Annotated in this window: 19 protein-coding genes and 1 pseudogene; 5 read left to right on the forward strand and 15 right to left on the reverse strand. The window is 66.8% G+C overall.

Annotation, left to right across the window (positions count from 1 at the left end):
* Positions 1 to 28 precede the first annotated feature (28 nt).
* The 7 genes from WC815_11915 to WC815_11945 form a co-directional block, all read right to left on the reverse strand.
* Positions 29 to 820, reverse strand: coding sequence for a biotin--[acetyl-CoA-carboxylase] ligase (locus tag WC815_11915; GenBank protein ID MFA5909477.1), 792 nt, complete (start codon positions 818 to 820; stop codon positions 29 to 31).
* Positions 820 to 1,665: a carboxylating nicotinate-nucleotide diphosphorylase gene (gene nadC, locus WC815_11920; GenBank protein ID MFA5909478.1), complete on the reverse strand. Its 846-nt coding sequence runs from the start codon at positions 1,663 to 1,665 to the stop codon at positions 820 to 822. The genes WC815_11915 and nadC overlap by 1 nt, the downstream gene beginning before the upstream one ends.
* On the reverse strand, positions 1,665 to 4,211 hold the full coding sequence (gene valS / locus WC815_11925) for a valine--tRNA ligase (GenBank protein MFA5909479.1): 2,547 nt from the start codon (positions 4,209 to 4,211) through the stop codon (positions 1,665 to 1,667). The genes nadC and valS overlap by 1 nt, the downstream gene beginning before the upstream one ends.
* A gap of 9 nt (positions 4,212 to 4,220) precedes the next feature.
* A complete protein-coding gene (locus WC815_11930) occupies positions 4,221 to 5,873 on the reverse strand; it encodes a response regulator (GenBank protein ID MFA5909480.1) in 1,653 nt (550 codons plus the stop codon).
* A 51-nt stretch (positions 5,874 to 5,924) separates the two neighbouring features.
* On the reverse strand, positions 5,925 to 6,317 hold the full coding sequence (locus WC815_11935) for a cobalamin B12-binding domain-containing protein (protein MFA5909481.1): 393 nt from the start codon (positions 6,315 to 6,317) through the stop codon (positions 5,925 to 5,927).
* Positions 6,318 to 6,380: 63 nt separating this feature from the next.
* A complete protein-coding gene (locus WC815_11940) occupies positions 6,381 to 8,054 on the reverse strand; it encodes a methylmalonyl-CoA mutase family protein (protein MFA5909482.1) in 1,674 nt (557 codons plus the stop codon).
* Between the two features lie 139 nt (positions 8,055 to 8,193).
* Positions 8,194 to 9,462: a vanadium-dependent haloperoxidase gene (locus WC815_11945; protein MFA5909483.1), complete on the reverse strand. Its 1,269-nt coding sequence runs from the start codon at positions 9,460 to 9,462 to the stop codon at positions 8,194 to 8,196.
* Positions 9,463 to 9,712: 250 nt separating this feature from the next.
* Between WC815_11945 and WC815_11950 the strand changes: the two genes are divergently transcribed.
* The gene (locus WC815_11950; protein MFA5909484.1) at positions 9,713 to 10,963 is read left to right on the forward strand and encodes a Glu/Leu/Phe/Val dehydrogenase; all 1,251 of its coding nucleotides are present in this window, start codon (positions 9,713 to 9,715) and stop codon (positions 10,961 to 10,963) included.
* Between the two features lie 46 nt (positions 10,964 to 11,009).
* On the opposite strand, the gene WC815_11955 is transcribed toward WC815_11950, so the two are convergent.
* Positions 11,010 to 13,151: a VWA domain-containing protein gene (locus WC815_11955; protein MFA5909485.1), complete on the reverse strand. Its 2,142-nt coding sequence runs from the start codon at positions 13,149 to 13,151 to the stop codon at positions 11,010 to 11,012.
* A gap of 104 nt (positions 13,152 to 13,255) precedes the next feature.
* Here WC815_11955 and WC815_11960 point away from each other — a divergent pair, with 104 nt between their 5' ends.
* Positions 13,256 to 14,419, forward strand: coding sequence for an acyl-CoA dehydrogenase (locus WC815_11960; GenBank protein MFA5909486.1), 1,164 nt, complete (start codon positions 13,256 to 13,258; stop codon positions 14,417 to 14,419).
* A 99-nt stretch (positions 14,420 to 14,518) separates the two neighbouring features.
* Here the strand turns inward: WC815_11960 and WC815_11965 are convergent, their stop codons facing one another.
* Positions 14,519 to 15,172, reverse strand: coding sequence for an acyl-CoA dehydrogenase family protein (locus WC815_11965; GenBank protein MFA5909487.1), 654 nt, complete (start codon positions 15,170 to 15,172; stop codon positions 14,519 to 14,521).
* Positions 15,173 to 15,313: 141 nt separating this feature from the next.
* Here WC815_11965 and WC815_11970 point away from each other — a divergent pair, with 141 nt between their 5' ends.
* Together WC815_11970 and WC815_11975 are read left to right on the forward strand one after the other, a co-directional pair.
* Positions 15,314 to 15,730, forward strand: a complete 417-nt coding sequence (locus WC815_11970; GenBank protein ID MFA5909488.1) for a hypothetical protein — start codon at positions 15,314 to 15,316, stop codon at positions 15,728 to 15,730.
* A 19-nt stretch (positions 15,731 to 15,749) separates the two neighbouring features.
* Positions 15,750 to 15,965 carry a hypothetical protein gene (locus WC815_11975; GenBank protein ID MFA5909489.1) on the forward strand — a complete coding sequence of 72 codons (216 nt, stop codon included), beginning with the start codon at positions 15,750 to 15,752 and terminating at the stop codon, positions 15,963 to 15,965.
* Positions 15,966 to 16,045: 80 nt separating this feature from the next.
* Here the strand turns inward: WC815_11975 and WC815_11980 are convergent, their stop codons facing one another.
* The 3 genes and pseudogenes from WC815_11980 to WC815_11990 all read right to left on the reverse strand — a co-directional run bounded on the left by WC815_11980 (position 16,046) and on the right by WC815_11990 (position 18,742).
* Entirely contained in the window at positions 16,046 to 16,495 is a 450-nt protein-coding gene (locus WC815_11980; protein MFA5909490.1) for an HIT domain-containing protein, read from the reverse strand.
* A gap of 181 nt (positions 16,496 to 16,676) precedes the next feature.
* Positions 16,677 to 16,943 (reverse strand): annotated as a pseudogene (locus WC815_11985) (integration host factor subunit beta).
* A gap of 17 nt (positions 16,944 to 16,960) precedes the next feature.
* Positions 16,961 to 18,742: a 30S ribosomal protein S1 gene (locus tag WC815_11990; GenBank protein ID MFA5909491.1), complete on the reverse strand. Its 1,782-nt coding sequence runs from the start codon at positions 18,740 to 18,742 to the stop codon at positions 16,961 to 16,963.
* Positions 18,743 to 18,903: 161 nt separating this feature from the next.
* Between WC815_11990 and WC815_11995 the strand changes: the two genes are divergently transcribed.
* Positions 18,904 to 19,677: a DUF6335 family protein gene (locus tag WC815_11995; protein ID MFA5909492.1), complete on the forward strand. Its 774-nt coding sequence runs from the start codon at positions 18,904 to 18,906 to the stop codon at positions 19,675 to 19,677.
* A gap of 51 nt (positions 19,678 to 19,728) precedes the next feature.
* On the opposite strand, the gene WC815_12000 is transcribed toward WC815_11995, so the two are convergent.
* From WC815_12000 to cmk, 3 genes are read right to left on the reverse strand one after another with little or no spacing between them, the layout of a single operon-like run.
* Complete coding sequence (locus WC815_12000; protein MFA5909493.1) at positions 19,729 to 21,111, reverse strand: NAD-dependent succinate-semialdehyde dehydrogenase; 1,383 nt, start codon at positions 21,109 to 21,111, stop codon at positions 19,729 to 19,731.
* The gene (locus tag WC815_12005) at positions 21,108 to 22,556 is read right to left on the reverse strand and encodes a pyridoxal-dependent decarboxylase (protein MFA5909494.1); all 1,449 of its coding nucleotides are present in this window, start codon (positions 22,554 to 22,556) and stop codon (positions 21,108 to 21,110) included. Before WC815_12005 ends, WC815_12000 begins: the two co-directional genes overlap by 4 nt.
* A complete protein-coding gene (gene cmk, locus WC815_12010) occupies positions 22,553 to 23,215 on the reverse strand; it encodes a (d)CMP kinase (protein MFA5909495.1) in 663 nt (220 codons plus the stop codon). Before cmk ends, WC815_12005 begins: the two co-directional genes overlap by 4 nt.
* Position 23,216: the final 1 nt, after the last annotated feature.

A 23,216-nucleotide genomic window follows, 5' to 3' on the forward strand; every position in this document is an offset into this window, starting at 1 on the left:
CCTAAAGTGCCTCAGGTGCCGACGGTGCCTAGGGGTTGGTGCCCAGGTGCCAGTGCACCTCGCCGGCGATTACGCGTTCAATGCCAGACGGCGTGCGAATCAACAAGGCGCCCGACTCGTCGATGCCGGCGGTGGTGCCGGTGCGGCCGTCCCACTCGACGCGGGTGCCGGTCGCACTGGGGGACGCCGCGCGCCACGCCTGCAGAATATCACCGGGACTTCCGGCCAGCGTGGCCAGGCGATCCGTCAGTGCGGCCAGGACCTCGGCCAGCACTTGGCCGCGGTCGACTGCACGGCCGAGTTCCGCTTCGAGCGACGTCGCCCGCGCGACGACCTCCGGCGGATACGCCGAAGGCAACAGGTTCAGGCCCACGCCGATCACGACGGCCTGCGCCGGGGTGCCCACCCCCAGCCCTTCGGCCAGGATCCCGGCCAGCTTGCGGCGGCCCACCATCACGTCGTTTGGCCACTTGAGCTGCGGCGCCCAGCCAACCGCCGCCAGAACCCCGTCGCGCACAGCGACCCCGGCTGCCAGGGTCAGCAGCGGGAGCGAGGCGTTCGCCTGCAACGGCGGGCGGGCGATAAACGAAAAATACAACCCGGCTGCGGGCGGCGATTCCCACGCGTGGCCGCGCCGGCCACGGCCGGCGGTCTGTTGATCGGCGCCCACCACCACCCCAGGTTCCGCGCCCGCGGCCGCCAGGTTCGCCGCCACATCCATCGTCGACGTCACCGCCGCGTGCCAGCGCACGTCGAGACGCAGGCCGGGACGACGGTCCCGCAGCGCGCCGAGCGCCGCCGCCAGGTCATCCGGCAGCATCAGGCCGGCTCGAGCTCGAAGCTGAGGTCCGCGGCTGGGGCCGAATGCGTGAGGGCGCCGACCGACACGTAGTGCGCACCGGTCGTCGCCAGTTCCGGAATGCGCGCGAGGGTCACGCCGCCGGAGATCTCGATCGCGGCGCGCCCCGCCACTCGCGACACGGCCTCGCGAATGTCGTAGGTGGTGAAGTTATCCAGCAGGATCCGCGGGACGCCGGTCGGCAGGACCTCATCCAGTTCCTCGAGGGTCTCGACCTCGACCTCCACGGGCAGGCCGCCGGCGCCGCGCATGGCGCGCTCCACCGCGGCCCGCACGCCGCCGGCGAGGCGCTTGTGGTTGTCCTTGATCAGGATGCCGTCATCCAGGCGTTGGCGGTGATTGGTGCCGCCACCGCACCGCACGGCGTACTTCTCGAGGGCGCGAAGACCGGGCGTGGTCTTGCGGGTATCGAGGATCGTGATGCGGCCGCCGGCGGCGTCCACGAACTTCGCGGTCAGCGTGGCGATGCCGCACATCCGCTGGAGGAAGTTGAGCGCCGTCCGCTCGGCTGCGAGCAGCGCCCGCGCCTCGCCGGTCACCGACGCCACGACCTCACCCGGCTGGACTCGCGCGCCGTCGGCCCAGCGCACCTCGAACACCGCGGCGGGATCCGCCTGGCGAAAGGTCTCGGCCGCCACCCCGAGTCCGGCGATCACGACATCGCCCTTGGCGACGATCACGCCGCGCGCGCGCTGCCCCGGTGTGATGGTGGCGGCGCTGGTCGCGTCACCACGCCCCCGATCCTCGGCGAGCGCGTCGCGCACCAGGCTGCGATAGGCGTCAGCCGCCAGCGGCGAGATCCCCATCAGGCCTCCGCTGGCTTGAGCGTGAGCTCGACGCGGGGCTCGCCGGCCTTGAGCACGAGCCCCTCGGCGCGGCAGGCCGCCTTGAGGTCGCGCTCGACCAACGACAGGCTGCGCGCCGCGGCCTCGGTCGTGACGTAGAGCACTTCCTTCACGGGGGTGCCGACCGACACCTTCTGATCGGTCTTGGCCTTCCGGATCGCGTTGAGCGCTTCGGTGAGATGGAACACCGACTGCCGCGCTCCTTCATCCGTGCCGGACACCGCCAAGAGCTCGTCGCGACCCGGCCACGCCGCCCGGTGCACCGAGCCGGCGTTCGACCACGACCACACCTCTTCGCAGGCAAACGACAGGTACGGCGCCAACAGGCGCAGCAGCACCGAGAGCGCGAGGCGCATGGCGGTGGACGCCGACGCCGCGGCCTCGGGACCGAAGTCGCCGTAGCGGCGCGACTTCGCCGCCTCGATGTAGTTGTCGCAGAAGTCCCAGAAGAACGACTCGATCTTCGCGAGCGCCTTCGCATACTCGTACTGATCGAGCTCCGCGGTCGCCTCATCGACGAGGTTGGCGAGGTTCTGCAGCATGCCGCGATCGAGTGCCTCGGTCACCGCGCCGGCCGGCTGCTCGCCGGCCAGCACGAACTTCGAGACGTTCAGCACCTTCATGGCGAGCTTGCGGCCAATCTTCATCTGGCCGACGTCAAAGGCGGTATCGACGCCGGGGCCGCCACGGGCGGCCCAGTAACGGACGCCGTCGGAGCCGTATTCCTGCAGCAGCCCGAGGGGCGTCACCACGTTGCCCTTCGACTTCGACATCTTCTTGCGATCCGGGTCGAGCACCCATCCGGAGATGGCGGCGTTGGTCCACGGCGCCGAGGCGTTCTCGAAGTGCGCGCGCACCACGGACGAGAACAGCCACGTGCGGATGATGTCGTGGGCCTGCGGGCGCAAATCCATCGGGAAGGTGCGCGCGAAAATGTCCTCGTCCGTCTGCCACTGGGTCACGAGCTGCGGCGACACCGATGACGTGGCCCAGGTGTCCATCACGTCGGGATCGGCCACGAAGCCGCCGGGCGCGCCGCGCTGGGCGGCGGTGTAGCCATCCGGCACGTCGGTGGAGGGATCGATGGGCAGGCGTGACTCGGCCGGCACCAGCGGATTGGCGTAGTCGGTCGTGCCGTCAGCGCGGAGCGGATACCAGACCGGAAACGGCACGCCGAAGAACCGCTGGCGGCTGACGCACCAGTCGCCGTTGAGGCCGTTCACCCAGTTGTCATAGCGCGCCTGCATGTATTCCGGATGCCAGGCGATCTCCTGCCCGCGCCGGATGAAGGCCTCGCGGTGGTCGATGGTCTTGAAGAACCACTGGCGGCTGGTCACGATCTCCAGCGGGCGGTCGCCCTTCTCGTAGAACTTGACGTTGTGCGTGATCGGCTTCGGGTCGCCCTGCAGGTCGCCGCTCTCGCGCAGCAACTCGACGATCTTCGCCTGCGCCTTCTTGGCCGACAGGCCGGCCAGCTGGTCGTAGGCCAGCTGCGCCCGTGCCGCATCCGCCGATTCCCATCCCGCCGCGCCGAACGTGACGCGGCCGAGCGTGCCGTTGGGCTGCACGATCGCGCGCACCGGCAACCGCAGCTCGCGCCACCACGTCACGTCGGTGGTGTCGCCGAACGTGCAGATCATGGCGATGCCGCTGCCCTTCTCGGGCTCGGCCAGCGTGTGCGCCAGTACCGGGACGCGGACGCCGAAGATCGGCGTGATCACCTCGCTGCCGAACAGCGGCCGGTAGCGCTCGTCGTCGGGATGCGCCACGAGCGCGACGCACGCCGCAATCAGCTCCGGCCGGGTGGTCTCGATCGCGACCGTTCCGGACCCATCGCCCTTCGCGAAGAGAATCTTGTGATACGCGCCCGGCTGTTCGCGATCCTCGAGCTCGGCCTGGGCCACCGCGGTGCGGAAGTCGACGTCCCATAGCGTCGGCGCCTCCACCTGGTAGGCGAGGTTCTTCTTCAGCAGGCGCAGGAACATCATCTGCGACACCCGTTGCGCCGGCGGCGCGATGGTGGCGTAGGTCATCGACCAGTCCACCGACAGGCCCAGGTAGCGCCAGAGGTGCTCGAAGACCTTTTCGTCTTCGACCGTCAGCTTCACGCACAGCTCGATGAAGTTGGGACGCGACACCGAGATGGGATGCTTTTCCGGTTTCTCGGGCGGCACGAACGACGGGTCGTACGGCAGCGACGGATCGCAGCGCACACCGAAGTAGTTCTGGACGCGGCGCTCGGTCGGCAGGCCGTTGTCGTCCCACCCCATCGGATAGAAGACCTCCTTGCCGCGCATGCGCTGGAAGCGCGCGATGATGTCGGTGTGCGTGTAGGAGAAGACGTGCCCGACGTGGAGCGAGCCGCTCACGGTGGGCGGCGGCGTGTCTATGGAGTAGATCTGGTCGCGCGGCTTGGAGCGGTCGAAGCGGTAGGTGCCGTCACGCTCCCATCGCGCCGACAGCGCGTCTTCCAGACCTTCCAGTGCGGGCTTTTCCGGAACGGACATATCTCACCATTATGGCGTATCCCGTTCGGCCGCTGCCTTGACGCGGGCAATCTCGTCGCGGACGAGGCGCTCGGAGGTCTCCGAAACCACCGACCGGACCGTGTCGCGCACCGTGGCGGTCATGGCGTCGCGCAGGCCGGCGCCGAAAGTGCCAGAATTGAGGCGGTCAGCGACGCGCTCGGCAATTTGATCGAGCATCGCGTCAGTGATTTCCGGGGCGGCCGCCTGCACGACAATCGGCGCCGGCGGCGCCGCGGCCACGGGCGGCGGCGGCTCCTCGTACACCTGCTCGCCGGTCTCGAATGCCAGCAGTGCGGCGAAGTCGTCGGCCACGGAGGCCATTGAACCAGGTGCCTTGGGTGCCTCAGGTGCCCAGGGTGCCTCGGGTGCCTCAGGTGCCTCAGGTGCCTTGGGTGCCTCAAGTGCCGAGGGTGCGTCAGGTGCCGCGGGTGCCGCAGGCGCCTCAGGTGCCGCGAGTGCCACGGGCTCGGCCGGTAAGGGGGGCGGGGCCTCCGGGGCAGTGGGCTTGTGGACTCGCATGGGGCCGGGCGACGGGGGCGCGAAGGGCGAATCCGGGACCGGTCCCAGCTTCGCCGCCGTGGGCGGGCGCAGGTCCTCGATACCGAAATCAAAGTCGAGGCCGTCGGCCGGCGACGGCGCGTTGGGCACCGGCTCCCCTGCGGGCAGGTCGACGTCGTGAATGCCCATCTCAGCGGCCAGTTCGCGTTGTTGCGCCTCGCGCGTCTTCTCGTCGTCCGCAAACCACTGGTCGTCCACTTCGAAGATCGGGGTGCCCGCTGCCGCGGGACGCTCCGGCATGACCTCGTTGGCGTCGGACACCATGTCGCGTCCGGCCGCCGCGTCGAGCGCCTTCGGATCGTCCCCAAACCAGTCGGCATCCACTTCGAAGATGGGATTCGGCGGGACGCCATCGGCCTTGGGCGTCGGCCGGCGTCCGGGCGATCGCGGGTCGGGCGCGCCCGATGCCTGGCCGAGCGGCGGCGACGGATTGCGGTGCGCGCGGGCCTCGGCGTGACGCCCGGCCAGTTGCTGGTCGAGCGAGTCGAACGCGGCGTCCAGCGTGTCGAGATAATCTTCGCGACCCGAGCCCGGCGTGCCGCCTTCCACGGATCGGGCGTCGGGCTCGAGGCCCGACGCCTGGCGGAGCTCATCCCACGACGAGGCGGGCGTCTGCCGCGCGGCAGGTGCGGATGCGGCCGGGCGGACCGGCGCCCGCTTGCCGCCCGCCGTGTCGGCAGTCGTCACCAGCCGCCCGGGCGTTGCCGGGCGGGCGTCCTTGAGGCCCAGAAGCTCTCTGACTCGGCTGATCACAGTCGTTGGCTCTAACGGTTTCTCGAGTATCCCGCGGGCGCCGCTCGCCTTGAGCCGCGCCTCATCCACTGATTCAAACGCGCCCGACAGCAGTAACACCGGCACGCTGCGAAGCCCTTCGACCCCGCGCATGTATTCCGCGAGCTCGTATCCGTTCCGGCGCGGTAACCCGGTGCCGGCCAGGACGATATCGGGCCGCAGCGCCGCCATTTTCTCGATGGCCTGCTGGCCGTCCGAGACGGTCACCACGCGATATTCATCATCGGCAAACGTCAAGGCGATGACGCGCTGGGTCGTGACGCTGTCGTCGGCGAGCAACAGTGTGCGCATGTACCCGGGGCTACTTCCCCGTATCGGACGGACCGGCCGGCATCAACACCCTCACACCGGCTCCACCCTCGCGCGCGCGTTCGCCGAAATGTAGTCGATGATGTGCTGCATGGGGGTGCCCGGAATGAAGATGCCGCGAATGCCCATGGCGTTCAGCTTGGGCAAATCGACGTCCGGGATAATGCCCCCAATCACCACCTGGACATCGTCCAGGCCCTTTTCCTTCAACAGCTCCACCACCCGCGGGCAAATGTGCATGTGCGCACCCGACAGGATCGACAGCCCGATGACGTCGGCATCCTCCTGCAGCGCGGCCGCCACGATCATCTCGGGCGTCTGGCGGAGGCCGGTATAGATCACTTCCATGCCGGCGTCACGCAGCGCGCGCGCAATCACCTTGGCGCCGCGATCGTGGCCGTCCAGTCCCGGCTTGGCAATTACCACCCGTATTTTTTGGCTCATACGCTCACAAGATCCCGATCACGAGATCACCAAACCACCAAATCACTAAATGACGGGCACTTCTTCGTACTCGCCCCATACTTCGCGCAGGGTGTCGCACATCTCGCCCACCGTCGCGTAGGCCCGGACGCACTCGAGCAGCGGCACCATGGTGTTGCCGCTCCCCTGCGCCACCTCTTTCAGCGCCGCGAGCGCGCGCCGCACGCGTTGGTTGTCGCGCGACTGCTTCAACTCGGCGAGCCGCTTCAACTGGACGCCTGACGCGGTGTCGTCGATGTAGAGGATCTCGATCGGCTTGTCGTCGGCCTGGATGAATTCGTTGACGCCGACGATGACCTTTTCGCGGCGCTCGACCGCCTGCTGGAACAGGTACGAGGCCTCGGCGATTTCCTTCTGCGGATAGCCGCGCTCGATCGCCTCCACCATGCCGCCCATGCGGTCGATGGTGTCCCAGTACTTGAGGGTGCCGTCGATCATGTCCTGGGTCAGCTTCTCGATGAAGTAGGACCCGCCCAGCGGATCGACGACGTTGGTGACGCCGCTCTCGTGGGCGATGATCTGCTGCGTGCGGAGGGCGATGGTCGCCGTCTCTTTGGTCGGCAGCGCGAGCGCCTCGTCCAGCGAGTTGGTGTGCAGCGAGTTGGTGCCGCCGAGCACCGCCGCCAGGGCCTGCAACGCCGTCCGCACCACGTTGTTGTACGGCTGCTGCGCGGTGAGCGAGACGCCGGCGGTCTGGGTGTGGAACCGCAGCTTCCACGACCGCGGGTTCTTGGCGCCAAACCGGTTTTTCATGGCCTCGGCCCACAGCTTGCGCGCGGCGCGATATTTCGCGATCTCCTCGAAGAAGTCGCTGTGCGAGTTGAAGAAGAACGAGATCTGCGGCACGAAGTCGTCGACGTCGAGGCCGGCATCAACGCCGTACTGCACGTATTCCAGGCCGTCGCGCAAGGTGAAGGCCAGCTCCTGCAACGACGTCGATCCCGCTTCGCGGATGTGGTACCCGCTCACCGAAATGGTGTTCCACTTCGGCACTTCCTTCGCGCAGAACGCGAAGATGTCGGTGATCAGCCGCATTGAGGCGCGCGGCGGGAAGATGAATTCCTTCTGGGCGATGAACTCTTTCAGGATGTCGTTCTGGATGGTCCCCGAAATGGTCTTCCAGTCGGCGCCCTGCTGTTCGGCCACCACCAGGTACATCGCGAAGATCATCGGCGCCGGCGAGTTGATGGTCATCGACGTCGTGATGTCGGCGAGCGAGATGCCTGCGAACAGGCGCTCCATGTCGGCCAGCGACATCACGCTGACGCCGCACTTGCCCACTTCGCCCAGGCACAGGGCGTGGTCGGGGTCGCGGCCCATCAGCGTCGGCAGGTCGAACGCCACGCTGAGGCCGGTACCGCCGGCGGCAACCAGGTCCTGGTAGCGCTGGTTGGTTTCTTCCGGGGTCCCGAACCCGGCAAACTGGCGCATGGTCCAGAGCTTGCCGCGATAGCCGGTCGGGTGAATGCCGCGAACGTAGGGAAACTCGCCGGGGTTGTTGATGTCGCGGTCGTAGTCGATGCCGGCGACGTCTTCTTCCGTGTAGAGCCGCTCGATCGCGCGGCCGGAGATGGTCGTGAAGGGGCCCGTACGCTCGGGCGACTTGCGGAGGGTCGGCTCGACCACCTCGCGTTCCCAACGGTTCTTCCGAGTCTCCGTGCGATCGACCACGCTTTTCATACCGTCCCTAATTATATAGGGAGATACGCGGCCCTGACCCACGGCAACCGCGCCCGGGTGCGTACGGATCAGGGCGGCCCTGGCCGCCTTCGGCACGTGACAGGGCCGTCCCGCCGGTCCCGGCGCTCCGGTTCTGCGCTCAGTTGTCGTCCCGGTGCACCCTGCGCAGGTTGTGCTTGTAAACGTATGTCGCGACCTCGCGTCCCAGCCGGCCACCAGCCCTCTGATCGAACCGGAAATGGATGCCGCCATACACGCGCGCATCGTCGATGTCGTCGGTGATCTGCTCGAACCTGGTGTACTGGAGAATCACGCCCGGCACCGCGGGGTTCGCGATCGTGATGGCATGGCCGCCGGCGCCGTAAAGCCGCCTCAGCACCTCAGCCGCACTATTGCTGCCGCTGGCATGATTCGACGGATAGCTTGGAAAACAGGGCGTGCTGATGTACGGCACAAAGGCGAAGTCGGGGGCGGTCTTCGGGTTGTCGTCGGTATCGGCGCGAATCGCGGTCTCAGGGCGCCAGAGCTGGTAGTGATACTTCGCCTCGAACGAGGCGACTAACGCGTCGTTGCTGGCCATGTTGATCAAGGCGAGGGCACGCGCATTCTCCGAGAGCGACCGGCCCTGCGCGGCGGCGACTTGCCGGGCGGCCAGGTTGAACACGAACCCCGGCGAGGAGGCGGCGTAGATCCGCGCCACATCGGCACGATCCTGCGGCCGTTCCGTGCTCGTCAGGCTGCCGACCCTCATCACCTCGTGGTAGTCCTTCGCATACCGGTTGCTGGTGAGCGCCGGCGGCGGCGCCGGGCGGAATTGTGCGATCCACGCCTGGTCGCCGGGATCGCTCGGAACGCCGAATGGCGTGACCCCCTGCCAGTGGAAATTGACGCCACCGGCGGCGGGACAACTGGGCGTCAGCTGCCACACGCCCGGCTCTGCCGACACCGGCAGGTAGAACGCCGGCGGTGTCGAGCCGTCGCCAACGCGAAGGGCAATCATTTGCGCGGCCGCCGCCTCTCCGGTCGCGGCGCCGTCGGCCTTGGCCGTGCCGTCTGGAATGGCCGCCATCGACGCCGCATACGCAGGGTCGAGCGTCACGTTGGCTGGGAAGTAGGTCTTGAGTACCCGGTATGCGGCGGTCACCGCCGCCGCATCAGCCGACGCGCCGAGCGGCGCGACCACCGTCCCGAGGTACGGCTCATACTCATGGGCGATCGCATTGACGGCCTCGAACACCGCGAGCTGCGTAATAGACAGGAGGCGCGCTTGAGCGAATGGGCTCTGCCCCTGGCTGACCAAGGTCGCGATCGCGATGGCGTTCCAGTCCGACACGACGTCAGCCCTCGCGTGGATTGGGTTGCAGACAAGCAGGGCGACGGCCGCGACAACAGTGCGTATGCGGGTCATGTGTTCGACTCCCTTCAGCCTGACATTTCCGACTGGCCCCCCAAAACGGACTGCATCCTACAACAGCGAGGTTCGCGGCCTGCTCGGCCGTTTGCACAGTCAATCGGCGGACGTGTTGGAGCTCTGGAATCGATACCAATAACTCATGCTACGGATAGCGAATTGACATTTCGGCTGATTCGACGGTACGTTGGATCGTTTGGACTGACCGAGACAGTAACGGTCGATTGGTCTCTCAATCGAGGATTTGATGACGCAACAGGGTAGCGTTTTTGGCGCCATGCTCCAGGAGTTCGAAGGGGCGGCACGTATTCTCAAACTCGAACCGGGCCTCTGGCAGATGCTCACGCACGCCAAGCGGCAAATCATCGTCTCGTGCCCGGTCCAGATGGACAACGGCGAGATTCAGGTCTTCACCGGTTATCGCGTGCAATACAACGTCACGCTCGGGCCGGCGAAGGGCGGCATCCGCTACCATCCCGGCGTCACGCTCGACGAAGTCACCGCGCTGGCGGCCTGGATGACGTGGAAGTGCGCCGTGGCCCAACTGCCCTTCGGCGGCGGCAAGGGCGGCGTGATTTGCGACCCCACCAAGATGTCGCGGCGCGAGTTGGAGGCGCTGACCCGGCGCTACACCGCGGAGATCATCGACTCGATCGGGCCCGACAAGGACGTGCCCGCACCCGACGTCAACACCAACGAGCAGATCATGGCGTGGTTCTCCGACACCTACTCGATGCACGTCGGCCACACCTCGACGGCGGTGGTCACCGGCAAGCCGGTCGAGATGGGCGGCTCACTCGGGCGGCGCGAGGCCACCGGCCGCGGCGTGATGATCGTGGCCCGTGAATCGGCGAAGCACCTCGGCTTCGAACTGCAGGGATCGCGGGTCGCGGTGCAGGGCTTCGGCAACGTCGGCTCCATTGCCGCCGAGCTGCTCGCGCAGCAGGGCGCGACGATTGTCGGCGTGACCGACTGGAAGGGCGGCGTCCAGAACCCCAAGGGCCTGGACGTGCCCAAGCTGATCGACCACGTCAAGGAACACAAGACGGTCCACGGCTTCGCCGGCGGCGACCCGCTCGAGGCCGCCGACCTCTTCAAGCTCGACTGCGACATCCTGATCCCGGCCGCGCTCGAAAACCAGATCACCGACGAGAACGCCAACGACATCAAGGCCAGGCTGATCGTCGAAGGCGCCAACGGTCCGACCACGCCCGAGGCGCACAAGCTGCTGCACGAGCGCGGGGTGTTCGTGGTGCCGGACATTCTGGCCAACGCCGGCGGCGTGACGGTGTCGTACTTCGAGTGGGTGCAGGACCGCCACGGCTACTTCTGGACCGAGAAGGAAGTGAACGAGCGCCTCGAAGCCAAGATGATGGAGGCGTTTCACGTGGTCCTGAAGACGGCCCAGAAATACAAGGTGGACATGCGCGCCGCCGCCTACATCGTGGCCATTGGCCGCGTGGCGACGGTCACGCGGATGCGCGGGATGTACGCCTAGCGCAGGGGTCAGACCCCTTCAAGGTTGCTGGGAAGGGGTCTGACCCCTACGAACCAATCCGGAAGGCCACAAGCTCGGTGACGGGTTTGTGGCCTTCGGCGTTTGCGGTGATCTCCAGCAGATACTGCCCCGCCGCGTAACTCGCCAGCGACAGATCGACCGTGTAGGCCTCGCCCGCCGCCGGCGGCGCGGTCACCGTCACATTCCCCATGTTCGAACCCTGCTGATTCAGCAGTTGCGCGGTGACGGCCGGCGGCTCGGCGCCGGGCGCGAACGCGTCGACGCGCACCAGCAGCCGATCGGTGCGCCGGAAGTCCCGGGTCGCCACCGGTGGCGTCGTGGTGCTGCCCGCCAGCGCCGTGAACTCCCGCGCGTTACGGGCGAACCACACCTTCGGCGTCCCCAGCATCACCTCGGGCGCCGACAGGTCCGGCACCACGAGATCGCGGTTCTCGGTGTCGAGCGTGCCGGTGCCGTCGCCCTCCACCGTGATGCGCAAGTCGAGCCGGCCCGGCCTGGCGTCGAAGCTGATCGCGGCGCCCGCGCCCGCCGGCGCCAGCGTCGACGGCACGCGGCCGCGATAGACGATGTCACCGGCGGGCGAGGTGGCGAGCAGCGTCACCCGCCGCGCCTCGTCCCGCTTCACGCCGGGGGTGGCCGGCAGCGGCTCCCACAGAAAGGTCACCTTCGTCAGCCCGGCGGCGGCGCCGCGCCCGGTGCCGATCCACGTGCGCACGTAGCGGCGGTTGGTCATCGGCGCGATCGCCGAGAGCGCCTTCGACACGGCCGTCGGCGGACTGGCCCGCGGCCCTTCGGCCGCGCGCTTCACGTCGGCCTCGGTGTAGGCCCAGTACCCCCGCCGCGCGCGCACCTGCACGCCGGGCCGCTTCACCTTGACCTTGATCTCGTGGAACTTGCCGTCAACCGGCGCCGGCGACGAGGTGTAGCCGACCAGGTAATAGGCACTGGCGTCGCGGACGATCTGCTTCATCGCATTCCCGAGATCGTTGCGGCTCACGATGGCCCGGCCGTCGGTGTTTTCCGCGAGCGACCGCAGGCTGTCGACGCTCGAGTTCAGGTACGCCTGGCTGGTGGACATCGAGATGTTCGAGCTGATGTCGAACTCCCCGGTGGAGAGGCGGCGGGGATCGAGCGCGTAAATGGACGTGTTGTTGCGGTTGGCGGCGGCGAACACGTCCTGCAGTTCCTGCAGCAGGTCGATGCCGGCGGTGAACTGCGCGCGTTCTTCCAGGGGATTGTTGTCGCCGGCGAACGGGTCCCGCGTCGCGCGGCCCGGGTCGTTGAAGCCGCCGGGCTGGTCGCTGCGCATCTGCGGCGGCAGCAGCGCCGAGTAGCCCTCACTCACGAGGATCACCGACTTGCGCCCCTCGCGCAGCGACCCGAGCTTGGTCGAAATGCCGCGGATTGCGGAGAGCGACACCTGCCGGCGCAACCGCTCGATGACGTCGGGCGTGAGCTTGTAGACGTAGGCGCGCTCCAAATCGTTGATCGGCTCGTAGTTGTACTTGCGGCCCTCGAACTTCTCGACGGTGTTGATCACGCCCTGGTGATTGCGGGTCAGCACCACGGCATCGATCGGCGTCAACGGGTACATCACGCCGACCAGATCGTTGGGCGCCAGCTGGTTGGCGATGAACTCGACGATCGGCTTGCGCACCGACATGCTGTTCTCCCTGCGGACGTGATAGTCGTCCAGGAAGAACACGAAGATCCGGGAGCTCTCGTCGGCCGCCGCGGTTTCTTCGTCGTTGCGGGAGCGGATGCTCCGCTGCGTGTAGCTGGGCGCGGTGAGGGCGTCGATCTTCACCAGCCGCATGGTTTCGGCCTTCTGCGCCTTGCCGTCTTCCGTGATCTCGAAGTCTTCGAGCTTGAGGTCGTCCACCGGGTTGCCCTGGCGGTCGGTCACCGTGACATCGACGCGGACGAAGTTGATGCCGGTGCGGAAGACTGGTTGCTCGGCCTGGGGCCTGGGGCTTGGGGCCTGCCCGTCAGGCGCGGGCTTCTCTGGCGCCGGCGCCGCAGGGGTTGGCGTGGCGGCACCGGTGCCCTGCCTGTCCGCGGTCACGTCCGTCGTCGCCTCGGCGGAGGCGGCGGCGCGCACGACGGCCAGGCCGGCCACCAGAGTGGCCGCCAGCAGCAGAACCGAGCGCGAAGGCGTGATGCGCATGGCCGTGGGGTCGATGATAACATTGACGTTTTCCGCGAGTAGTTGGTCTTTTCCCGGCTCTCTTGGCGACAAACCATGGGTTTGTCGATGAACCCCGAGGTTTCATGACTCAGACGATCGCCGCCGTCCCTGCGCTGACGAGGCTCGCCGAAGATGAAGTCATCTTTCGCGACAGCGTCTACGAATTTGCCGACAAGGAAGTGCGTCCGCTCGCCCGCGAGATGGACGAGCACGCCAAGATGTCCCCCGCCCTGATCGAGAAGCTCTTCGCCATGGGCATGCTCAGCGTCGAGGTGCCCGAAAGCTATGGCGGCGCCGGCGGTACGTTCTTCCACTCGGTGCTCGCGGTCGAGAGCCTGTCGCGGGTCGACCCCTCGGTGGGCGTCCTCGTCGACGTGCAGAACACGCTGGTGATCAACGCGGTGATGCGCTGGGGCACCGACGCCATCAAGAAGACCTACCTCACCAGGCTGGCGACGAACACGATTGGCGCCTACTGCCTGTCGGAAGCGGGCTCGGGCAGCGACGCCTTCGCCCTCACGACCCGGGCCGTCGAGCAGGGTGACGGCTTCGCGCTGACGGGCCGCAAGCTCTGGATCACCAACGGCAACGAAGCGGACATGTTCATCGTGTTCGCGACCATCAACCCCGAGGCCGGCTATCGCGGCATTACCGCCTTCATCGTCGATCGCGGCACGCCGGGATTCACCGTCGGCAAGAAGGAAGACAAGCTGGGCATCCGCGCCAGCAGCACCTGCGAGTTGCTCTTCGACAACTGCATCGTCCCGAAGTCGCAGATCCTCGGCGAGATTGGCAAGGGCTACAAGGTCGCCATCGAGACGCTGAACGAAGGGCGCATCGGCATTGGCGCGCAGATGCTCGGCCTGGCGCAGGGTGCGCTCGACCACACCGTGAAGTACATCAAGGAGCGCAAGCAGTTCGGCAAGTCGATCGCCGACTTCCAGGGCGTGCAGTTCCAGCTGGCGCGCATGGCCATCGACGTCGAGGCGACGCGCCTGCTGGTCTACAACTCGGCGCGGCTCCGCGACGCGGGGCTGCCGTTCCTGACCGAAGCCGCGATGTGCAAGGTGTATTCGTCGGAGGTCGCCGAGCGAGTCGCCTCAATGGCGATCAACCTGTTCGGCGGCAATGGCTTCGTCAAGGAGTACCCGGTCGAGAAGCTCTATCGCGACGCCAAGATCGGCCAGATCTACGAAGGCACGACGAATATGCAACTCATGACCATCGCCAAAAACATTCTCGGATAAGAGCCAGGGTGCCTAGGGTGTCCGCCTTCGCGGCCGGAGGCCGCTACGGCGAGACCTCGCCGTAGCTCGCCGGTCTTGTCGGGGCGAGCGCAGGCGGGCCTAAGGTGCCAAGACAACGGCCAGTGTTCGGGCGTCTCTGGTGAGGCGCTCGAGCACGCCGCCTCGCACGTAGCCGCCAGCGCCTTCGATCCGAATCGCGGCGTCGACCGCCTGCTCCGCCGCCTTCGCCGCAAACACCTTCGCCCGCGCCACGATCGTCCCAGCTTCCCCGTCCCCGCGATCGACAGCCTGCGCCGCTTCGTAGGTCAGCAGCCGCGCGGCTTCCACTTCGGTGGCGGCGTTGGCGAACACCCAGTGCGGCGCCCGCTCGTCCGGTCCCGGACGCACGCCAGCCGCCTTCATCGCGGCCACCGCATGCGCCGTGGCCGCACGGCCGACGCCCAGGGCCACGGCGGCCACGACCAGCCGCGCGCGATCGAGATTGCCCGCGCCAACGGCCGCCAGCGCCCCCTCGCTGCCGAGCAGCCCCGGCAGCGCCAGCACCGTTCCCGGGGCCTCTCCGGCGAGCGCCTCGAATCCGAGCTGCGCGCCGAGTCCGGCATCGCTCATCGACACCTCCTCGACGGCCAGCGTCGTCGGCACGGCTTCGCGCTGAAGCAGTGCTTGGAGTGATTTCAGGGTTGGACCAGCGGCCACGGCGGCGCGGACATGGTCAACGAGAGCTTGCTGTTCAGGGGTCAGGTCGAAGGTCATCAGGTTTCGCCGCGTCAGTGGGCCTATTGCACCTGAGGCAGTTGTGGAGATCACAACCTCATCAGCGAAGGCCAAGCAATATAACTCTACCAGAAGAGGGGTATTAGAAGCATTGATACCAAGGAGCGTTACGATACCGTCATGCCGCCGGAGCGCACGAAACCACGCATGTCGAAGAAAGCGGTTGCTCTGCTCGCCGTGGCGTCCCTCATCGCTCTCACCGTATTCATTCGGCACGATAGGCAAGAGGTGCAGCGCATCCATGCAGAGAACCTGCTCAAAGCAGAGCAGTTCACACGCGAGTTTGTTCGAGATGTGAAGATTGGGACGACGCTGGAAGCAGTCGAGGAGTACCTACGAACCAAGCACGTTAAGTTTGAACGTTCGCACGAAGTGGATAACGAGCGAACCTTCGTGAAGGAACTCCGGATTGAAGTCGCGAATGAGCGCAGCCCGGTTTGGGGCTGTGGTCGCTACTCGGTCGGCCTGTTCGCGATGTTCGTCGATGAGAGATTGACGACCGCTCGTGTCACGGAGTGGAGTTTTGACTGCGTTTAGGTGTCAGTTCAAGAGATCGATGACAAAGAGACTTGCGCGAGAGGTTGCCTGGCTGGGCGTCTCCATCCTGGCCGCAGGACTGACTATTCTCGTGATCACCATCGCGAATGACGCGCCGCAGGCACTGGATGCGTTTGCTGGATTTGCGGCGTTTGTTGCCGGCATCACAACTTATGCCTTCTCTGTGGTGGCGCGAATCACGATTTGGGCGATTTCAGGTTCACGGTCCGAGTAGACCCATGAAGGGGCGAGGGAGGCTCAGTGTCCTCTGCGTTCTCTGTGGCTAACTTCGGAAGCTCCGGCTAAAGCCGGAGGCTACGACAGTTTTTGAAAGATTGGCCGCAGTCGCTCAGCGGTGCGCGGCAGCTCTTCCGGCAGCACCCGCACCTCACCAACCACCGTCATGAAGTTGGTATCGCCGTTCCAGCGCGGAACCAGGTGGGTGTGCAGGTGATCGACGATGCCGGCCCCGGCCGGGCGGCCGAGGTTCATGCCGACGTTGATCCCTTGCGGATGAAATGCCTCAGTGAGCACCTGCTCGCAGAGTTGCGTCAGCCGCGCCATCTCGCTCAGTTCGTCCGGCGTCAGCAGCGCCAGCGTGGCGATGTGGCGGCGCGGCACCACCATCAGGTGGCCGGCGTTGTAGGGATAGAGGTTGAGAATGACGTACGCGAGCTGGCCCTCGTGCACCACCAGCTGCCGTCCGGATTCGGAGGCCGGCGCGGCGCAGAACACGCAGTCGGCGGCGTCTTCAGCGCGGGTCACGTAGGAATGTCGCCAGGGAGACCAGATGCGTTCCAATTTGCCTCTCATGGCACCCCATAAAGGGGTGCCCTACCCGAACGGTTCGGAGAGGGTGCCCGGCAGACCGCTAAAGGGGGCCGGAGGCGCCGTCGGTGGGCGGTGGGACCGGGGCGCCGTCGGGCGGCTCCCCGGTTTCCCGGTTGATCAGGTCCTTCAATTCCTTGCCCGGCTTGAAATAGGGAACGCGCTTGGGCGGCACGTCCACCTTGTCGCCGGTCTTGGGGTTGCGGCCCTTGCGGGGCTCGCGTTTACGAAGGCGGAAACTGCCGAATCCGCGCAGCTCGATCTTTTCACCGCGCTTGAGCGCATCAATGATGCTCTCGAACACGGTGTCAACGATGACCTCCGAGTGCTTCTTCGTGAGGTCCGAGACACGCGAGACTTCTTCGACCAGTTCCGCCTTCGTCATATCAGTCAGTAACGCGGTTACTTGTGCTTCAGGTGATCGCCCAGCGTCGCGCCGCCCTGGCCCTGCGCCTCCGAGAACGACTCGTAGTCGGCGCGGTAGTTGGCGTTGGTCAGTGCGCGAATGCTGAGGCCGATTTTCCGCTCCGCCGGGCTGAGCTTGATGATCTTCATCTGGTAGCTCTTCTCGACTTCCAGATCGATCTTCTCGCCGCCCTGCGAATCGTCGAACTCGCTGACATGGATCAGGCCTTCGATGCCTTCGTCGAGCTCGACGAACGCGCCGAAGTTGGTCATGCGGACCACCTTGCCGTCAATGGTCGAGCCGACCTGGTGACGGGCGAAGAAGTCTTCCCAGATGTCGGTGGCCAGCTGCTTGAGGCCGAGCGACAGGCGCTGGTTCTCGGCGTCGATGCTGAGCACCATCGCCTCGACGACATCACCCTTCTTGAGCACTTCGCTCGGGTGCTTGACGCGCTTGCTCCACGACATGTCCGAGATGTGGATCAGGCCGTCGATGTCTTCTTCGACTTCGACGAACGCGCCGAACTCGGTGAGGTTGCGGACCTTGCCCTTGATCTTCGTGCCGACCGGGTACTTCTCGGCCAGCTCGTGCCACGGGTTGCTCTCGACCTGCTTGAGGCCGAGCGAGATGCGGCGCGCCGCGGGATCGACGCCGAGCACCATGGCTTCCACCGAGTCCCCGACGTTGAGGATCTTCGACGGGTGCTTGACGCGCTTGCTCCACGACATTTCGCTGACGTGGATCAGGCCCTCGACGCCGGGCTCCAGCTCGATGAAGGCGCCGTAGTCGGTCAGGCTGACCACCTTGCCGCTCATGCGGGCGCCGGCCGGGAACCGATCCATCACGGTGGTCCACGGGTCGGCCATCAACTGCTTGTGGCCGAGCGAGACGCGCTCGGTGGCCTGGTCGTACTTGAGCACCACCACGTCGATCTCGTCGTTGACCTTGAACAGCTCCGAGGGATGCCCGACGCGGCCCCACGACATGTCGGTGATGTGCAGCAGGCCGTCGATACCGCCGAGGTCGATGAACGCACCGTAGTCGGTGATGTTCTTGACCACGCCGCGGAGGACCTTGCCCTCGGCCAGCGTCTCGAGCGTCGACTTCTTCTTCTCGGCGTTCTCCTCTTCGAGAAGCACCTTGCGGGACAGCACGATGTTGCCGCGCTTCTTGTTGACCTTGATCACGCGCATGCGCAGTTCCTGGCCCTTGAGGGCGTCCAGGTTGCGCACGGGACGCACGTCGATCTGGCTGCCGGGCAGGAACGCGCGGACGCCGATGTCCACGGCGAGACCGCCCTTGATCCGCTCGACGACGCGGCCGATCACGACCTTCCGTTCCTGGAAGGCGCGCTCGACTTCGTCCCAAATCTTCATCTTCTCGGCCTTCTCGCGCGAGAGGACGATGTGGCCTTCACGGTCTTCGGTGCGCTCGAGCAGCACGTCGACCACGTCGCCTTCGCGAACGATGACCTGGCCGGTCTCGTCCAGGAACTCGTCCACGGCGATCACGCCTTCGGACTTGTAGCCGACGTCGATTACGACTTCATTTGCGGTGACCTTGAGAACGGTGCCCTTGACGACTTCACCTTCCGCGAGGTTGCGGAAGCTGTTATCGTAAAGGTCCAGCAGGCGGGCATACTCCTGTGGGTCGGTATCATCGTCATGACCCCAGGGTGACGTGGTTTTGAGCGCCTGCTTCCCCGGGATCCGGGCCGCGGGGGTCGCCGCGCCTTGAGGCTCCGAAGCGGGGTTTTGTTCGTCCTGCGAAATTGCCATTTGCGGTGCGTGTCCTTTACTCTCAGATTTGCTACTGTCAGGGTGCCAGCGTCGTGATCACAGCGGAACTTGTGAAGTGAACTGGAAACTGGCAGCCCGCGTAACCGATAGAGGTTACGTTACTTAGCGCTAACTGTCAAGAACGCCGAAAGGATTTCGCCATGGCCCGCAAGAAGCCCGCAAGGCCCGCTGCCAGGAAGGCTACCAAGAAGGCCGCGCCCCGTGCCGCGGTCCGAAAAGCCGTCAAGAAAGCGGTCAAAAAAGGCGTGAAGGCCGCGAAAGCGGTGGCCCGCAAGGCCAAAAAGCCGCTGAAGAAGGCGTCACGGCAGGCCGCGGGCGCGAGGGCCGCCGCCACCAGGAGAGCCAAGGCCGGCGCCAAGGTCGCCAAGGCGAAGGCCAAGGTGGTCGTGAAGAAGGTGAAGCAATCCGCCGCCGGCAAGAAGATAGTGGCCACCAGGAATAAGGCGGTCAAGTCCGTCAGGAAGGCCGTGGTCACCGCCAAGGCCGTGAAGGCCGGCGTCAAGGCGGCGTTCACGCCGCCCAAGAAGGCCAACCTCGACCGGCCGCGCAAGACCGTGGCCGACATCCACGGCCTGCCCTCCAGCCTCGGCATGGTCGGCCGGATGGCCTCCGCCGCGCACAGCGGGCGGGAAGACATGAACCAGAAGATGCAGCGGAACAACGCCGCGAGCCCCGCCCTCACCGCGGGGGATGTGGACGCCGACTGGCAGTCCGCCGAGGCCGTCGGCGACGAGGCCCCGGGCGGCGACAACCCCACGCCTGATCAGGATGTGGTGGACGAAATCGGCCGCGCCCTCGGCGTCGAGTACGCGGACGACGAAGAACTGCAGGGCGGCGAGGAGATCGTGGACCGCGACCGCCACCGCTGGGAACTCGACCCGGCCTCGAAGGACGACTTCGACGAGCAGGAATAGCGCGGCGATGGCTGAAGCCATCGCCCTCCGAACGTTCGGAGAGCGGCGGCTTTAGCCGCCGCTGGGCAACGCGATCGACACGTATTTCACGTCCAGATACTCATCCAGACCCCACCGGCCGCCCTCGCGGCCGATGCCCGATGCCTTCACGCCGCCAAACGGCGCGTGGGGCGTCGCCGGCAGGCCGTCGTTGACTCCGACAATTCCATAATCCAACGCCTCGGCCACGCGGAACGCGCGTCCGAGGTCGCGTGTCCACAAGTACGCCGCCAGCCCGTAGGGCGTGTCGTTGGCCGCCTGCACCACCTCCGCTTCCGAGGTGAACCCGACGATGGGCGCGACCGGCCCGAACGTTTCTTCATCGAGGATGCGCATGCCCGGCGCGACGCCCACGAGCAGGGTCGGATCGAAGTAGAGCCCCTCGCGCGCGCGACCGCCGACCACGGCGCGGGCGCCCTTCGACACCGCATCCGCCACGTGGGCGGTCACCTTGTCGAGCCCCGCCCGATCCACGAGCGGTCCCACCTGCGTGGCGTCGTTCAGCGGATCGCCCACGCGCAGTGCCTGCACCGCTTCGGCCATGCGCGCCACGAACGCCTCGCGAATGGAATCGTGCACGTAGATCCGGTTCGCGCACACGCAGGTCTGGCCGGCGTTGCGGAACTTGGTGGCCATCACCTGCTGGACCGCCTGGGCCACGTCGGCGTCTTCGAAGATGAGGAACGGCGCGTGTCCGCCCAGTTCGAGCGACACGCGCTTCACGGTGCGGGCGGCCTGCGCGTAGAGGAGCTTTCCCACTTCGGTGCTGCCCGTGAACGTCAGCTTGCGCACACGCGCGTCGTCAAAGAAGGGCGCGGAGACGGCGGCCGGATCGGAGGTCGTCAGTACCTGGAACGCGTCGGCGGGCCCGCCGGCGTCGACCCAGAGCTCCGCGAGGCGCACGGCCGTCAGCGGCGACTGCTCCGCCGGCTTGAGCACCACGGTGCATCCGGCAGCCAGCGCCGGCGCGACCTTGCGCGTGACCATGGCCGCGGGGAAGTTCCACGGCGTCACCGCGTAGACCGGCCCGACCGGCTGCCGCATGGCGAACAGCCGCTTGCCGGCCGCATGGGTGGGGATGATGTCACCGTAGGCGCGCTTGCCTTCGTCGGCGTACCAGTCCACGAACCCGGCGGCGTATTTCACCTCGCCGCGCGCCTCGGTAATCGGCTTTCCCATCTCGCCGGTCATGAGTCGCGCGATCGCGTCTTCGTTCTGGAGGATGAGGTCGCGCCAGCGGCGCAAGATGTCAGCGCGTTCGAAGGCGGTCTTCGCCTTCCATGACGGGAAGGCGGTGACCGACCGCTCGATGGCGGCTCGCGCGTCGTCGGGGCCGGCATCGAACGCATGGTCAAGGACGGCGCCGGTCGCGGGATTGAAGACGTCGAATGTCATGATTGATTCCCGGCGGGACTGAAGTCCCGCCCTTCTGGCACTACTGCCTGCTGCATCAATGCCCACAGCTGCTCGACATGGACGCGTTCCGTCTGCTCGGCGCCGATCGAGACGCGGACCATCCAGCGGCCGTCCAGGATTGCGGGTGTCAGGTACGCGGCGCCTGATTGATTCACGCGCGCGGCCCAGGCCTGGGTGTGCAGATCGAGCGCTTCCTCACTGAGCCAGCCCGGCTCGTGGCGGACACACAACGTCTGGAGCGGCACCGGCGCCAGCACCTTCCAGCCGGGCGTGGCCTTGATCTGTCCTTCGAGCCACTCGGCGTTGGCGATGTCGCGGCGCAAGCGGGCCTGCAGGCCCTCGACGCCCTGCTCGCGGATCAGGAACCACAACTTGAGGGCGCGGAAGCGGCGGCCCAGCGGCAATCCCCAGTCGCGGTAATTCTTCACGCGCCCGTCGGCGGCCGTCTGCAGATAGCTCGGGTTGGTGGACATCACGCGCACCAGGTGTTCCGGGTCGCGCACGAAGTAGAGCGTGCAGTCGAACACCGCGCCCAGCCACTTGTGCGCGTTGACGATGAGCGAGTCGGCCTGTTCGACGCCTTCCCACATGAAGCGGCACTCGGGGAGGATCATCGCCGAGCCGGCCATGGCGGCGTCAACGTGCAGCCACACACCGTGCTCGGTAGTCACCTTGGCGATGGCCGCCAGCGGATCGAGCGCCGTGGACGTCGTGGTGCCGGTGGTCGCCACGACCGCGCACGGGCGATTGCCGGCGGCGAGGTCGGCCTGGATCAGCGCGTCGAGCGCGTACGGCCGCATCGCGTAGGCGGTGTCGTGCGGCACCACGCGAACGTGCTCACGGCCGAAGCCGGCCAGCAGCGCCGCCTTCTCCACCGAGCTGTGACTGTGGGCCGTGGTGTAGACCATCAGCGGCCTGGCTTCGGCCTGCAAGCCGCCGCGGCCAAGGCTGTAATTGGTGGCCCGCTCGCGCGCGCACAACAGCGCCACCAGGGTGCTGGTGGACGCGGTGTCGTTCAGCACGCCGCTCCAGGCCGGCGACAGGCCGAGCATCTGGCGCATCCAGTCGAGGGTGACCTCCTCGACTTCCGTCAGGGCGGGACTCGACTGCCACGCCAGTCCGATCACGCCGAGACCCGAACTCAGCAGGTCGCCGAGCACGCTCGCGAACAGGCCGTTGGACGGGAAGTAACCGAAGAAGCGCGGGTGCTGCCAGTTGGTGATGCCAGGCATCACCACGGTGTCGATGTCGGCGGCGATGGTGTCGAACGACTCGCCGTGCTTGGGCGGCGCCGGCGGCAGCTTCGCCTTGATGTCGCCCGGCGCGGACTGGGCAACAACCGGCCGCGACTCGACGGTCGCCCGATAGTCGGCGATCCAGTCAATCAGCGCGTGACCCGCCTTGCGGAACTCGTCGGGCGTCATCCGAGCATCTTCTCGTGCAGGAGCATCATCACGTGGTTCACGACCACCTCGATCGGCATCTCCGTGGTGTCGATGTAGATCGCGTCCTTGGCGAGGGTCAGCGGCGCCACGGCGCGCGTGGAGTCCGTCTTGTCGCGGGCGACCAGATCGCTCTGCACGTTCGCCAGGCTGGCCTGGCTGCCGGTATGCGCGCCATCCGAGGCGCGGCGGCGGGCCCGCTCTTCGGCGGAGGCATCCAGATAGATCTTCATGTCGGCGTCCGGAAACACCACGGTGCCGATGTCACGTCCCTCCATCACCACGGCGCCCGCCGCCCCCAGGGCACGCTGGCGCCCGACCAGCACTTCGCGCACATGCGGGAGGCGGGCGACCGCCGCCGCCGCCTTGTCGATCTCCGGCGTGCGGATGGCGCGGGTCACGTCGTGACCGTCAATGGTGATGCGGCCGCCGTCCTGATCGAGCACGGCGCTGGTCGCCACGGCCGACACCGCGCCGTCGTCGTCGAGCGACAGCCCGTCGTGGGCCGCCTTCCAGGCCACGGCCCGGTACATGGCGCCGGTGTCAACATGTTGGTAGCCGAGCCGGCCGGCCAGCGTGCGGGCCAGGGTGCCCTTGCCGGCGCCGGACGGTCCATCAATCGCGATGATGAGGTTCTTCACA

Source organism: Vicinamibacterales bacterium (assembly GCA_041659285.1).
Classification (GTDB): domain Bacteria; phylum Acidobacteriota; class Vicinamibacteria; order Vicinamibacterales; family UBA2999; genus 12-FULL-67-14b.

Excerpts from the sequence above, each read along its gene's own strand:
- WC815_11975 (MFA5909489.1), top strand. The coding sequence starts at position 15,750 with ATGACAAAGAGACTTGCGCGAGAGGTTGCCTGGCTGGGCGTCTCCATC.
- nadC (MFA5909478.1), bottom strand. The coding sequence starts at position 1,665 with ATGGGGATCTCGCCGCTGGCGGCTGACGCCTATCGCAGCCTGGTGCGC.
- WC815_11960 (MFA5909486.1), top strand. The coding sequence starts at position 13,256 with ATGACTCAGACGATCGCCGCCGTCCCTGCGCTGACGAGGCTCGCCGAA.
- WC815_11930 (MFA5909480.1), bottom strand. The coding sequence starts at position 5,873 with ATGCGCACACTGTTGCTCGCCGACGACAGCGTCACGACCCAGCGCGTC.
- WC815_11970 (MFA5909488.1), top strand. The coding sequence starts at position 15,314 with ATGCCGCCGGAGCGCACGAAACCACGCATGTCGAAGAAAGCGGTTGCT.
- WC815_11990 (MFA5909491.1), bottom strand. The coding sequence starts at position 18,742 with ATGGCAATTTCGCAGGACGAACAAAACCCCGCTTCGGAGCCTCAAGGC.
- WC815_12000 (MFA5909493.1), bottom strand. The coding sequence starts at position 21,111 with ATGACATTCGACGTCTTCAATCCCGCGACCGGCGCCGTCCTTGACCAT.
- WC815_11965 (MFA5909487.1), bottom strand. The coding sequence starts at position 15,172 with ATGACCTTCGACCTGACCCCTGAACAGCAAGCTCTCGTTGACCATGTC.
- WC815_11955 (MFA5909485.1), bottom strand. The coding sequence starts at position 13,151 with ATGCGCATCACGCCTTCGCGCTCGGTTCTGCTGCTGGCGGCCACTCTG.
- WC815_11940 (MFA5909482.1), bottom strand. The coding sequence starts at position 8,054 with ATGAAAAGCGTGGTCGATCGCACGGAGACTCGGAAGAACCGTTGGGAA.
- WC815_11915 (MFA5909477.1), bottom strand. The coding sequence starts at position 820 with ATGCTGCCGGATGACCTGGCGGCGGCGCTCGGCGCGCTGCGGGACCGT.
- valS (MFA5909479.1), bottom strand. The coding sequence starts at position 4,211 with ATGTCCGTTCCGGAAAAGCCCGCACTGGAAGGTCTGGAAGACGCGCTG.
- WC815_12005 (MFA5909494.1), bottom strand. The coding sequence starts at position 22,556 with ATGACGCCCGACGAGTTCCGCAAGGCGGGTCACGCGCTGATTGACTGG.
- WC815_11995 (MFA5909492.1), top strand. The coding sequence starts at position 18,904 with ATGGCCCGCAAGAAGCCCGCAAGGCCCGCTGCCAGGAAGGCTACCAAG.
- WC815_11945 (MFA5909483.1), bottom strand. The coding sequence starts at position 9,462 with ATGACCCGCATACGCACTGTTGTCGCGGCCGTCGCCCTGCTTGTCTGC.
- WC815_11950 (MFA5909484.1), top strand. The coding sequence starts at position 9,713 with ATGACGCAACAGGGTAGCGTTTTTGGCGCCATGCTCCAGGAGTTCGAA.